We start from the raw sequence: 12,621 nt of genomic DNA on the forward strand, positions 1-12,621 counted from the left end.
AGAGGTTGACAAATGCCAACCTCTGGATGTAAAAACTCAGATTAATAACCTGGGTTTTGCTTTAAATTCGGATTTGCATTCATTGCCGCAGTCGGGATCGGGAATAATTGCCAATGGGCATCGACCGCTGGAACCAGTCCATGTCCGAGGGTGAAAGTACCAAAGCGGATCATGTCTTGCCTGCGATGCCCCTCCCAGTTAAGTTCAAAACCACGCTCATCATATATATTTTCGAGTGTAGGATTTGCACTTAACGCTCCAACTCCTGCCCTTGCTCTTACCTGATCAATAAATGGCTTTGCAGAAGCTGCATTACCAAGACGAACATGGCATTCGGCAATCATGAGCAATACATCTGCATAGCGGTAAATTGGAAAATCATTGGATGATCCGCTACCATCATTTGGAGCAACAGGATAAAACTTAACACCACGTACGCCTTCGGTAATTCCCGCACCTGGATTTATAAGTGAGGTTACTTTTGGCGTATAGGTTACTCCACCAGGCTGAGGTCCGATTAAAAATTGCTTTATTCTAACGTCATTTGCGGCGTATTTGTTATAGGTCTCTTCTGGCACAATTGTTCCATTCCAACCAGAATAGCCAAACATTGCAACGCCATTGGGACCATTTACGCTCCGTAGTGCCAGCACATTGTTGCCAATTACATTGCGTTTAAGCCAAATGGCTAAAATTGTTTCATCATCCGGGCAAGTATCTCCAAAGAGTTCAAAATAACGGTTACCCAGCGGACTTGAAGCATTTGCCGTTCCTGGATGCAAGGTATAACCTGCGGAAGCAACTTTAGTACAAGCCGCCAGACATTCTGCCCATTTAGCTGTTCCAGTGTACACCCCTGCATTGAGGTACATTTTGGCTAAGAAAGTGTAGGCCGCCCATTTATTAAATCTTCCATAAAAGATGCCACCCTTGGTTTCTGGTAATAGATCGGCATTAGCCGTAATCTCACCAACAATCCAGTTGAAAATTTGGGTTCTGGTTTGGGTCTTTAGCTGAGCAGTAGTTACATTGTTGTCCGTGTAAAAAGGTACATCACCGAAATCATCAATTAACAGGTAATAAAACCAGGCACGTAATATCTTAACCTCGGCTAGTTTAGCGGCAGGTGCATTGGCTTTTTCCAGTTGCTCTACTGCCAGGTTCGCCAGATAAATAGAATTGTAGCAGGCATTCCAAGTGGTATTGATTTGACCTAATGCAGGCGTCCAGGCACGGGTGTAAAGCCACGCATTCTCAGGCCCCCAGTCACCGCTTACACGATGCGGCACCACCTGTTCATCTGTACACATATTGTTGGTATCATAGTAACCGTTATCTCCGCCCCCAAACTGAGGCATACGAGCATACACGCTCGCTAACGCAATATCGGCACCTTTAGGATCTGCAAAGAACTGATCTGCGGTGTATTTATCGTAAACGTTTTCATCAACTTTGGTGCAGCTCTGAAACATCATACCTGTACCTATTATCGCTGTGATTATTAATTTTTTCATGATTTTCTATTTTAAGATAATATTCAGACCTAAAGCAATATTTCTTACCCTTGGATAAATTCCGTTGTCTCCTCCAGTTTCTTCGGGGTCGATTCCAGAATACTTGGTAATTAGTGCCAGGTTTTGACCAGTAAGCGAAAAGCGTACAGAGCTGATGTGTTTTGATTTTGTTGTTGGAATCCTATATCCCAGGTTCACATTCTCCAAACGGATGAATTTTCCGTCTTCGAGCCAATAGTCTGATGCCAAGGGATAAGCTGAGGTGAAAAGATTATCGTCTATTGCGCTTTTCAATAAATTAGATCTTCCAAGATTTTCCAGAAAACTTAAATTTGAACGCAGGGCATTGAATAGCTTGTTTCCCCCAGAACCGCGAATTAATATGGAGGCGTCAAAGTTTTTGTAGCTAAAGCTTGGTGTAAAGGCGAAGGTATATTTTGGCTGTGTCTGGCCTGCGAAGATTCGGTCGGGGCTGGTTGCAGCTGCATCAATACGACCATTTTTATCCTGATCAACAATAATCTGTGTGCCATTAGCGCTTGCACCACCATGCTGCAGAATGTAAATTGAACCGATGGCTTGACCAACCACTAAGTATGCATTTTGTCCGCCATAAGGAACATTGTTGGTAATTAATGGAACTCCGTTTAGTGAGCCGCTTAAGTTGAGTACCTTTGAATCCATTAAAGTTACATTTCCACCAAGCGTTAGTCTTGTGGAGTTATTGCTAATAAGATCATAGTTCAAAGCCATTTCTATACCCCTGCCTTGTATGCTACCCACATTAGCCTGAATTGACCCAGTTGGAAAAGGCGGCTGAGGAACCGTATAGCCATACAACAATTTATCGGTTACATTTTTATAAATATCGAAACTTCCGTTTAAGCGGCCTTTCAACAACGCAAAGTCAAGCCCGATATTGGTCGATTTCTTTTGCTCCCACTCCAGGTCCACATTTGCATTTTGAGTAACCCTAAAATTGGTTTGCACATTTCCGGCAAAATATACCGTTCCCGATCCTTGTACGATTTGCAATGATTGTAACACACTTAAAGGCTGTTGATTCCCAGTAATACCAAAACCGCCTCTCAGTTTCAACACTGTAAAGATATTAAGGTTCTTCATAAAAGGCTCCTGGTCAATCTTCCAGGCAAGTGAAGCTGAAGGAAAATTCCCCCATTTATGATTAGCACCAAACACCGTTGCACCATCTCTTCTAAAATTGGCTGTCAACAGGTATCTATCTTTGAAAGAATAGTTTACACGGCCTAACACGGATACAGTTCTGCGTTGATTGCGATAAGATGAATAATCGCCAGCCTGCACTTTAGAAAAATCACCCAAGCCAAGGTTATTATAAGTTGCCAAGTCATTAACAAAACCTCTAGCCGCGCTTCCGCTTCCAGAATCCATTTGCGCCTGCCATTCATAAACAGCGGCAGCGTCGACATGATGATCGCTGAAATCCTTACTATAATTCAACTGGAAATCCATCAATTTGTAATCCGAGTTGTTATTATTGACACTTGCATAACCTTTCTGATCGATTGCAGCGGCAACTGTAGAAACCGCTGGGGTATAATTACCAGAAGTTCCATTGGTTTTCTGCCAACTACCAAATACCTCAGCAGAAAGCCCGCTGATGATCTTGTAATTAATGCGCATCGACCCCAGCAGACGGTTAGTTTCAGATTCACCGATAATGTTGTTTGCAGCTGCCAATACGTTCAAAGGCTGGAAAAGGTTCGGGTCTGTAAAGTAACTTCCGTCTGGACGATACACCGGATCGGTAGGTCTTGAGATGTAAGCATTGGAAATTAAGTTAGACGTAAATGCAGCACGTCCAATGGAGCCTGGGCTTCCGTTGTTTTGTGAATTGGTTCCATTTAGCGTCATTGTAATGGCGAGCTTATTGTCCAGAGCTTTTTGGGTAGCCTCAATGCGACCAATAAACCGTTGATTATCTGAGTGAATCACAATGCCATTTTGAAGCACCATACCTAGTGAGGCTCGGTAAGAGAAATTATCACTGCTTCCTCCTAAGGTTAGCGTGTGATTCTGGGTGGTACCATTACGGGTGATCAGCCCAAACCAGTCGGTATCGGCTCCGAAATTAGAAGTAGCTGGGATGCCCCGAGCCGCAGCCTGCTGTGACCATTCGGCTGCTGTAAGCATTTCGAGTTGTCTGGTAACCACATCTATTGAAGAATTCGCGTTGTATTCAATCGAGGTACCACCCCTGCTCTTCTTCATCGTCACAATCAGTACCCCCGATGCCCCTCTGGAACCGTATATTGCGGTAGCAGAAGCATCTTTAAGCACTTCGATACTTTGAATTTCCGTTGGAGGAATCTGGTTTAAAAAACTTACATCTCCTTGAACCCCATCGATAACTACAAGTGGATTGTTATTGCCCTGAATTGAGGTAATACCCCTTATCTTTATATTAGGTGCACTTCCTGGCTCACTACCCGTTTGGGTGATGACTACTCCAGCTGCTTTCCCTGCAATCTGTTGCAACGGGCTTGTTATGGCTCCCTGATTGAAATCTTTACTCCCTATACTGGCCACCGCGCCGGTTACATCAGACTTCTTAGTTGTGCCATAGCCGACAACCACCACATCAGAAAGTGATTTTGCATCCTGCCTGAGTTGGATGATTGCCTCTTTTCCCGAAATTAAAGTGCGTTCCGCAGGATCGTAGCCCACATAGTTTACGATTACGGTCAAGGCAGACTGACTGCTGCTTAACTGGAACTCTCCTTTAGAATTTGTAGTGGTCCGTTGAGTGGTTCCTTTAACCTGCAGGGTGGCACCAGCCAAAGCGTCATTATTTTCATCCACAACCCTTCCATTGAAAGCCGATTGTTGAGAAAATCCGATGCTGGAGATGAATAGACAAAGTAGGGTTAGCCCATACTTAAAAAAGTAAAAGAAGTAGTTTTTTCTCATAATGATTTTGTTTACTATTTGGTTATTGCGCTGCTAAAATGGCTTTCAGCGAATGCAAATCAAAGTAAAGAGAGTTTTAAAGCATCCACAATAGCAGGAAATCCAAATATTAAAAATAATGAACTCAACAAATCATTAAAATACTTGTAATCAATATATTAAATCAAAATTCTTACCAGTAATATATAGATAAGTACGAGATAATACTATCGTTTATGGGCGATATATATTAAAAAAAGAGATACAAATCCAGCAATGAAGCCGTTCTGCTACAAATTCATTCAAGAGAAGAATAAATTGAATTTAGTGAGAATCAAGGCCTGAACAAGGAGAACAATTGAACACGCATTTTAGAACTAAAACTACGAATGGAAATCTACTGGCAGATCGTTTTTCACCGTTCTTATGCTCATGATTTTTTCCTTGAAGATATCATTGGCAACTAAAGAGCGGTTCTTGACTTTCGTTTTGTAGGTGTATATGGTATTAACCGAATAATTTAAAATTTTTGCAATGGTTTCGTTTTCATCAATTCCAAGTCGAATCAGTGCAAAAATCCTGAGTTCATTATTCATTAGTTGACCAGGTGAAGGAAGGGTTTTATCTTTTTCAGCAAACAAGGCGTTAAAGTCTAAAATAAAATCGGGGAATAAATTTAAAAATACTTCATCAAATCTCTGAAAGAAGCTTTCTCTTTCAATATTCGTATCCATTCGCTTTACCACAATCTGTAACTGATCATACTGTTTTAAATGGGCAATTTTTTCCAGGCTTCTTTTCAGCTTTTCCAGCTTATCAATATAATCAGAATGGATGTTAAAGAACTGACCGATGTATTCCTCTTTGATCAGGTTGACCTCATCAAGTTTTCTATTCGTCCGTGTTAAAGATCGGTTAGCAACATCAAGTGAGGCATTTATTATAAGCAGTTCGGCGTTTGCATGGTTTAAGTCGTGGTTTTTTTCCATTATCAACTTATCGGCAATACGGATTTTCTTTAATTGCCTAAAAGTTTTTGAAGCAAAATATATCGTTAGAATAATCAATAATGTAATAATCGATGCATAAATTAGAAGAGACTGTTTCTGCTTTTCGATGTCGTTTATTTTATCTTTTTCAATTATGGGCAGAATATTACTGATTTCGACTTTTCGCTGCTTTGCACCGTAGAAGTTATTATCTTCAATAGCGCTATGAATATAATTAAAAGCCTCTTTTGTTTCGCCTTTTTGGTAGATGTATTCAGCAAGCTTAACCATTGCCAAAGATTCTTTTATAGAATGTGTATTATCGAGAATAGAAGACTTTAAAAGATAACGTAAACCAAGTTCTGGCTTATTAACACTGAAATAAAGATAGCTCAGGCAGCTATAATTAATGGCGCTATCGCGATAAGATAATTTAAGCTTGAGTAATGATTCGTATGAACGGATAGCCTGACTAAATTGCTTGGCTCTGAGTTGCTTTAATCCTATTCCCGACAGATATTCATAAGATCCTTTACTATATTTACTCATGATTGTATCACAATACTTCAAGCCTTCAGCCCGGTATAGTTCGCTAAAATCATGAATTTTATTATAGTCTGTCAAATCGAAATTTGCACGGGCCATCAGAAAATAATATTCAAACTGTTGAGCTTTGTTTAATACTTCAGGATTAACACGCTTTAAGGTATCTATACCTTCCTTGAACATACCCGAAGAAACCAATACGAAACCTAAGTTGACTTTAGAGTAGTTTATTTTTTCATTATCATTTAGAAGCTTTGCGTAGCTGGCAACTTTTTGACTGTACACATAAGCTGAATCGTGGATAAAGGATTTATATGCGTTAAATAAATTTAGGTAGGCCTGGTATCTTAAATTCGGGGATTGGTCATTTGACCTCAGTTTTCCCTCAAGTGTACGAATGCTTGACCATTTACTTGCATCCAACTCTTTTTTATTCTGCAGAACATCTTTTAACACACCTTTTAAACTGTCAATATTCTCCTGAGACTTTGCTTCGTGGCCAGTTAGACACAGCCAGAGGGACAACATAAAGAAGATCAATATTTTTCCAGTTTGTAGGTTGATATTTTTCAAGAGGAGCATTGATTAAACTGTTTACAGGGAAGCTTTTGAAAATAGCTTTTAAAAGCTACTAGTTATATTTGGCTAATCAAATATAGCAAAAGCTAAGGAAAAATTATTTTATAGTGTTTATGTTACAATAACAGCCATTATTGTGCTGCCAAATCATTCAGAGTACTAAGCAAATCCTAAAAAACAGCTGAATAAAAATCACTCAAAGAGGCTATTATCAAACAATTATTGAATCCAAGTGTATTCTATAAATGAGCGTAAAATTCATGGTACCCTTGTTGCTTTTTAGTATTGGCTGCCACAACTCCAATCCCAATCAAGGTTCTGGCGGGAATAGGGTTGAAAAACAAACAACATTGTCAAGTTCAGGAATCATGGATTCCACCAGGTCACTTATAAATCAATCCATTGCCTTGAAAAAAGAACTAAAGGAAGGAAAAATTAGTCGTGCAGCATTTGAAAAAACTAATTCAGACCTGATGACATCCTATCATACTTTGTACAATAGTTTATCCCCAGCCGATACACTGATCATAACTGAATATAAAAAACAAAAAGAAAAAGAAGTTTTGCAGGATAGTCTTAAAATACCAATGCTCCAAGATGGAAATAGATAAAGATAAAAGTGGCAATTTGCCGCAGGCAACAGGCAAACTTGCCAATTGGTTCATTGGACTGTATAACGTTTTTGGTTTTATTGGAAGATTTTTCAAAGAAGCTTTTCTTCCTCCTTACGAATTTAAGGAACTTATGCGGCAATGTTACGAGATTGGCTACCGTTCTGCCTTGCTGATTTCCACAACTGGTTTTATAACTGGTTTGGTTTTCACCAAGCAATCCAGACCGTCTTTGTCAGAATTTGGCGCCACGTCCTGGTTGCCGTCGTTGGTGGGCATTGCATTACTTCGCACACTTGCTCCGCTTTTGACAGGGCTCATTGCGGCTGGTAAGGTAGGTTCTAGTATTGGTGCAGAGCTGGGGTCGATGAAAGTGAGCGAGCAAATCGATGCCATGGAGGTTAGTGCAACAAATCCGTTTAAATTTCTGGTTGCTACCAGGGTTTTGGCGGCTACCATCACCATGCCTATTCTAACATTTTATACCGCAATGGTTGGCATGCTTGGCGCACTGCTGAATGTGTCTGTTAATGAAGGGACAAGTGCAACAACATTTTTTCAGAGCGCACTGGAAAGTATAACTTTTTTAGACATTATCGCATCCACGATAAAGGCGATCCTCTTTGGCTTTACTATCGCAATCGTTGGATGCTACCAGGGATACCATTCTTCAAAAGGTACTGAAGGGGTTGGTAAGGCTGCAAATTCAGCCGTCGTTACAGCCATGTTCCTGATTTTTATAGAGGAGGTTGTGTGCGTACAAATTTTTAGTCTTTTTAATTCATAACCACACTATGATCTCAAAGAGTATAACAAATCCGCAAAGCGATAAGGTTATTGAAATTAAAGGTTTAAACAAGGCTTTTGGTACTTATCAGGTTTTAGAAAATGCTTCCCTGGATTTATATAAAGGTGAAAATCTTGTGGTTTTGGGAAAAAGCGGTACTGGAAAATCAGTGCTAATTAAAATCATTGTAGGCCTGCTTTCTCCAGATAGCGGGAGCGTTATCGCATTAGGACAAAAAATCGACGAAATTTCTTATCCAGAGCTTTTAAAGCTTCGGTTAAGAATTGGATTTTCCTTTCAAAATAGTGCGTTATACGATAGTATGACCGTTCGTGAAAACCTGGAATTTCCTTTGGTTCGCAATGAGCGAAATAAAAGTAAAACCGAAGTAAATGCACTGGTTGAGGAGATGCTGGACGCCGTTGGACTTTCGCAAACCATAAACCAGATGCCCTCGGAACTTTCTGGCGGACAGCGAAAAAGAATTGGCATTGCCAGGACTTTGATTTTAAAACCTGAAATTATGCTCTATGATGAACCTACTGCTGGCTTAGATCCTATAACTTCAAAAGAGATCAATAAACTCATCAACGATGTTCAGGAACGTTATCACACCAGCGCAATCGTGATCACACACGACCTTACCTGCGCGAAAGAAGTGGGAAACAGGGTGGCAATGCTGGTCGACAGGCGTTTTGACAGACAGGGAAGTTTTGATGACATTTTTACTAAGGGCGATAAACAGGCCCAACCTTTCTTTGATTACAATTTTATACAATAAGCATGAACGATAACAGAAAAAAAATTACGGTCGGCATTTTCCTGGCCATTGGGATACTGATATTTGTAGTAGCCATATTCACCTTGGGGAGTCAAAAGAAAACCTTCGTAAAAAGCTTTAACCTAAGCGTGGTATTTAATGATATTCAGGGTTTGAAGAAGGGAAATAACGTTTGGTTTTCTGGTGTAAAAATAGGAACCATAAAAAAGATTGATTTCTATGGTAGCTCACAGGTTAAAGTCCTGCTAAGTATTGAGGAAGATGTTCATAAATATATCCATAAAGATGCTGGGGCCAGCATTGGGGCTGATGGACTGATCGGAAACAAGATTGTGGTATTAACTGGTGGAACACCAAAATTCCCTTTTGTTGAAGACGGAGATATGCTTAAAGTAAATACCTCGCTTTCAACCGACGATATTATGAAGACTTTGCAGGTGAACAACAAGAACCTGGTTGATGTGACCTCTGATTTCAAAATACTTTCCCGTAATTTAATTGATGGAAAAGGTGCTGCGGGAGCACTGCTGAGTGATGAGCAACTGGCGCAGAATTTTAAGTCAATGGTATCGAATTTAAATCGAACTTCGCTTGTTACCTCAAAGGTAGCTATGGACTTAAGTGCCTTCAGCAAAACGATGAACACCAAAAACGGATTGATGGATAAGCTGCTGACAGACACTGCAGTGTTTTCCAGATTAGAGCGATCTGTTGGAAGCTTACAAAAAACTACCCAATCAGCAAGCGTAATGGCCGCAAATCTGGAAGCCGCATCAGGAAAACTTAAGACATCAGACAATGCTGCAGGACTGCTGCTCAACGATGCGGCGACAGCCCAACAGGTAAAAACCATCATGTTAAACCTGGAAAAAAGCAGTAAAAAACTTGATGAAGATCTGGAAGCCCTACAAAGTAACTTTTTACTGCGTGGTTTTTTTAAAAAAAGAGCTAAAGATTCCTTAAAAACAAAAAACAATTAAATTATTTAAACCCAAATGCAGGGTTCAAACGTTACGCTTTAAAATAAATAAGACGGGCTAGCTGAAGACTTATATTATTCGACGGAATGTTTAACTGGGAAACTAATTATTAAAAAATGAGGAACAACTGAGATCGTTCGATCAGAATATAAAAATAGCTGACAGATGCCGATGACGCCATTGTAGCCATCAATATAATTTATGGAATTGTCTGCTTTGTCTTTATGGATTCCCTGAAATGGAAAAATATTTGGCTTCGAAAATAATCAGTGTAATAGACTATATTCTGGAGTCATCAGCTTTAATATGCTTGCGATAACGCAAGAATAAAATAACTAAAATAACCAGATATGGCATACAAAATAGAATTCCTGGCCAAGGTTGATCCCACATCGCTAGCAGTGTAAAAAACACAAAAACGACTGGAAGAAAAAAGAAGCTCAAAGCACTCCACATTTGGTTAGATCGGACCCGATCGTTAAGGTTCAGAAAAACAGGAAAAGTTCCCAAGCCCAGGCAAAAATTGACACCAATAGCTATTCCATAGGGAAGGTTTCGGAAGTCTGAATCAGCATTACCTATCAGATTGAGTGACAACAATATAAATACGCCAATTAAACTAATGATAGACGCAGATAAAAAGCACATAATAATCAAGCCCAGATATTTCATATTTAAAGCAAAAGTTTACTAATACGAACGAACAAATAACAGCAATGTTTGGATTATTTTAATGTAATGACCTGGAATGATTTAACGTTCCATTTTATATTATTTGCAAAATGTAGTTGGTTAATTTATTTCATATCTGCTTTCAGTTAACTTACATAGATATGCAAGTGCTTGTTGAAGGTTCGGCTAAATGTACCGAGAGTAAGACTGCACCTTTCTGTTAGCATACCTAACAATGTAAGTGAATAACCGAATTACCTGGCAACAGTTGGAATCATCTCCAGCGGGGATCAATACATCTGGTATCCAGATAAGAACTGCTAAAAAAACATTTGTATTTGTTATTGGGTTTATAAATAATGAGACCTATTAGTAAACTTGAATATAAGAAAAGGAATATTGTAATTATTGGTGCTTACAGTGGAGTACTAAAAAGACTTTAAGGTATATGAAAAAAATTGTTTTTTTTGGCAATAGCCTTATCGCGGGATATGGATTAATTAACCCATCGACTGAATCTATACCAGCCTTGATTGCTGGAAAACTGAGATCTGCTGGTATGGAATATGAGGTAATCAATGCAGGAATTAGCGGAGACACCACAGCTACTGCCCTGGATAGACTCGACAGGCATTTAAATGGAAATATCGACATTTTTGTCGTCGAACTTGGTGCAAATGACTTTTTACGCGGTGTAAGCCCACAGGAAGTTTCACGTAACCTGCAAGGCATCATATCCAAAGTGATAACCTTTTGCCCGCAGGCATCCATTATGCTACTGGGGATGGCACTACCAGAGTGGGCACATGGCATCCATGGCACACAAAGCCTAGCTTACCAAAACATTTATAAAGACCTTGCGGCAGAAAACAATATTTCCCTTGTGCCATCCTTTTTAAAAGGAGTAGCTGGTAAACCTGGGCTAAACATGCCTGACGGTGTACATCCGCTTGCGGCAGGATACCAAATTGCAGCAGAAAACATTTGGCCAGAACTGTCTAAACTCATCAAAAGATTGCTCTAAACCAATCCCTCCATGATAAAAATTACAAAAAAAGCCAGGATTCAGGAAGGCGAAAAATTTGAAAGTGCAAGAAAGCTTGAGTTGGAAGGGGCATTTGCTGATGCTGTAAAAATTTATCAAACTATAATAAAACGAAATCCAATCCATATCGATGCGGTTTCCAGACTGCTTATTCTTTACAGGAAAACAAAAGCCACGGACGCAGAAATTGAACTTTTGAAAAATGCAATTTCCTCACATGAAAACCACATTGAGGAGGCACAGCAAGAATGGATCGATAACCATCAGGAAATAGCTGAAGATTCCCGTCCTCTGGCCCAGATTCTTGGATTACTCAATGCCAAGCACCTGCCATATTATGAACATGAAGTACTTCAAAAATGGACACGGCGTTTAGCCCTATTAAAACAAAGGCGGGATAAAAGCAGCAAGAAAAAAAATGTTGGCCGAAAAAATAAAGATCGCAGTCCTGAAAGAAGCGAGATAAAAAAATAAATGGATTGTAGAATTAGTCAAAAAGTGTCAGGTCAGGGCCTGAAGGATTGTTGTTATTTTCATCTTTATTCCGTGCATTATTTATTTTTGGATCAACCTGCCAGCCCTTTAGCAATGAATTATCAACTGGATGGAGGACTTTTAGCCGCTGCTCAACTGGGAGTTCACGGTCCAGCCAAACTGCACTTTCCGCCTGCGAAAGAATACATGGCATGCGGTCGTGGATTTTTCCCACATAGTTATTAGCCTTCTGCATAATCATTGTACATGAAGGGATCACAATACCAGTACTTGGATCTTTCCAGCTGTCCCAATAACCTGCCAAAAGTAATATATTGCCATCTTTCCTTTCGAAGAAATAAGGCTGCCTGGTCGTTCCGTTACGGTCCCATTCATAAAAACCCTCTACTACAAATACACAGTGCCTTCTTCCAATCAGCGGACGGTAGGTAGGCAGGCTGTGCATGGTTTCTATCCTGCAGTAGGTTGTAGAAAATTTAGGTACTTCTTTCGCTCCAGATGGAATCAGTCCCCATTTAACATAATGCAATCTTCCTGGCCTGGCATCCAAAATTACAGGCATATCCGTTCCTGGAGGACGGTTTGTATCCTTTTCCCTTGCATCTCCTCCCAGCAATATGCCTGCCTTTGCAGCCATTGCCAAACTCTCTCCAATTAGTGTTCTTCCGCACATATCTTTATTTTACCTTTA

The 12,621-nt window shown here is 39.9% G+C and carries 11 protein-coding genes; 6 read left to right on the top strand and 5 right to left on the bottom strand.

What is annotated here, in order from left to right; translation table 11 throughout:
* Window positions 1-41: 41 nt before the first annotated feature.
* From ACZZZI_RS00880 to ACZZZI_RS00890, 3 genes are all read right to left on the bottom strand, one after another.
* Window positions 42-1,514 (bottom strand): RagB/SusD family nutrient uptake outer membrane protein, encoded by a 1,473-nt coding sequence (locus ACZZZI_RS00880; protein WP_463488341.1) that lies wholly within the window; start codon window positions 1,512-1,514, stop codon window positions 42-44.
* Between the two features lie 6 nt (window positions 1,515-1,520).
* On the bottom strand, window positions 1,521-4,466 hold the full coding sequence (locus ACZZZI_RS00885; RefSeq protein WP_463488342.1) for a SusC/RagA family TonB-linked outer membrane protein: 2,946 nt from the start codon (window positions 4,464-4,466) through the stop codon (window positions 1,521-1,523).
* 362 nt (window positions 4,467-4,828) lie between these two features.
* The gene (locus ACZZZI_RS00890) at window positions 4,829-6,553 is read right to left on the bottom strand and encodes a DUF6377 domain-containing protein (protein WP_463488343.1); all 1,725 of its coding nucleotides are present in this window, start codon (window positions 6,551-6,553) and stop codon (window positions 4,829-4,831) included.
* Window positions 6,554-6,804: 251 nt separating this feature from the next.
* On the opposite strand from ACZZZI_RS00890, the gene ACZZZI_RS00895 reads away from it, so the two are divergent.
* The 4 genes from ACZZZI_RS00895 to ACZZZI_RS00910 are packed head-to-tail and all read left to right on the top strand — an operon-like array spanning window position 6,805 to window position 9,718.
* Window positions 6,805-7,170, top strand: coding sequence for a hypothetical protein (locus tag ACZZZI_RS00895; RefSeq protein ID WP_463488344.1), 366 nt, complete (start codon window positions 6,805-6,807; stop codon window positions 7,168-7,170).
* Window positions 7,157-7,957 (top strand): MlaE family ABC transporter permease, encoded by an 801-nt coding sequence (locus tag ACZZZI_RS00900; protein WP_316761640.1) that lies wholly within the window; start codon window positions 7,157-7,159, stop codon window positions 7,955-7,957. The genes ACZZZI_RS00895 and ACZZZI_RS00900 overlap by 14 nt, the downstream gene beginning before the upstream one ends.
* 7 nt (window positions 7,958-7,964) lie before the next feature.
* Window positions 7,965-8,738, top strand: a complete 774-nt coding sequence (locus ACZZZI_RS00905) for an ABC transporter ATP-binding protein (RefSeq protein ID WP_424058117.1) — start codon at window positions 7,965-7,967, stop codon at window positions 8,736-8,738.
* 2 nt (window positions 8,739-8,740) lie between these two features.
* Complete coding sequence (locus ACZZZI_RS00910) at window positions 8,741-9,718, top strand: MlaD family protein (RefSeq protein ID WP_316761635.1); 978 nt, start codon at window positions 8,741-8,743, stop codon at window positions 9,716-9,718.
* 279 nt (window positions 9,719-9,997) lie between these two features.
* On the opposite strand, the gene ACZZZI_RS00915 is transcribed toward ACZZZI_RS00910, so the two are convergent.
* Window positions 9,998-10,390 carry a hypothetical protein gene (locus ACZZZI_RS00915; protein ID WP_463488345.1) on the bottom strand — a complete coding sequence of 131 codons (393 nt, stop codon included), beginning with the start codon at window positions 10,388-10,390 and terminating at the stop codon, window positions 9,998-10,000.
* Window positions 10,391-10,838: 448 nt separating this feature from the next.
* On the opposite strand from ACZZZI_RS00915, the gene ACZZZI_RS00920 reads away from it, so the two are divergent.
* Complete coding sequence (locus ACZZZI_RS00920; RefSeq protein WP_463488346.1) at window positions 10,839-11,414, top strand: arylesterase; 576 nt, start codon at window positions 10,839-10,841, stop codon at window positions 11,412-11,414.
* Window positions 11,415-11,426: 12 nt separating this feature from the next.
* Window positions 11,427-11,909: a hypothetical protein gene (locus ACZZZI_RS00925; RefSeq protein WP_463488347.1), complete on the top strand. Its 483-nt coding sequence runs from the start codon at window positions 11,427-11,429 to the stop codon at window positions 11,907-11,909.
* A gap of 13 nt (window positions 11,910-11,922) precedes the next feature.
* Here the strand turns inward: ACZZZI_RS00925 and ACZZZI_RS00930 are convergent, their stop codons facing one another.
* Window positions 11,923-12,603: an SOS response-associated peptidase gene (locus tag ACZZZI_RS00930; protein ID WP_463488348.1), complete on the bottom strand. Its 681-nt coding sequence runs from the start codon at window positions 12,601-12,603 to the stop codon at window positions 11,923-11,925.
* Window positions 12,604-12,621 lie beyond the last annotated feature (18 nt).

Source organism: Pedobacter sp. AC190 (assembly GCF_979258025.1).

Excerpts from the sequence above, each read along its gene's own strand:
- ACZZZI_RS00880 (WP_463488341.1), bottom strand. The coding sequence starts at position 1,514 with ATGAAAAAATTAATAATCACAGCGATAATAGGTACAGGTATGATGTTT.
- ACZZZI_RS00885 (WP_463488342.1), bottom strand. The coding sequence starts at position 4,466 with ATGAGAAAAAACTACTTCTTTTACTTTTTTAAGTATGGGCTAACCCTA.
- ACZZZI_RS00895 (WP_463488344.1), top strand. The coding sequence starts at position 6,805 with ATGAGCGTAAAATTCATGGTACCCTTGTTGCTTTTTAGTATTGGCTGC.
- ACZZZI_RS00900 (WP_316761640.1), top strand. The coding sequence starts at position 7,157 with ATGGAAATAGATAAAGATAAAAGTGGCAATTTGCCGCAGGCAACAGGC.
- ACZZZI_RS00905 (WP_424058117.1), top strand. The coding sequence starts at position 7,965 with ATGATCTCAAAGAGTATAACAAATCCGCAAAGCGATAAGGTTATTGAA.
- ACZZZI_RS00910 (WP_316761635.1), top strand. The coding sequence starts at position 8,741 with ATGAACGATAACAGAAAAAAAATTACGGTCGGCATTTTCCTGGCCATT.
- ACZZZI_RS00915 (WP_463488345.1), bottom strand. The coding sequence starts at position 10,390 with ATGAAATATCTGGGCTTGATTATTATGTGCTTTTTATCTGCGTCTATC.
- ACZZZI_RS00920 (WP_463488346.1), top strand. The coding sequence starts at position 10,839 with ATGAAAAAAATTGTTTTTTTTGGCAATAGCCTTATCGCGGGATATGGA.
- ACZZZI_RS00925 (WP_463488347.1), top strand. The coding sequence starts at position 11,427 with ATGATAAAAATTACAAAAAAAGCCAGGATTCAGGAAGGCGAAAAATTT.
- ACZZZI_RS00930 (WP_463488348.1), bottom strand. The coding sequence starts at position 12,603 with ATGTGCGGAAGAACACTAATTGGAGAGAGTTTGGCAATGGCTGCAAAG.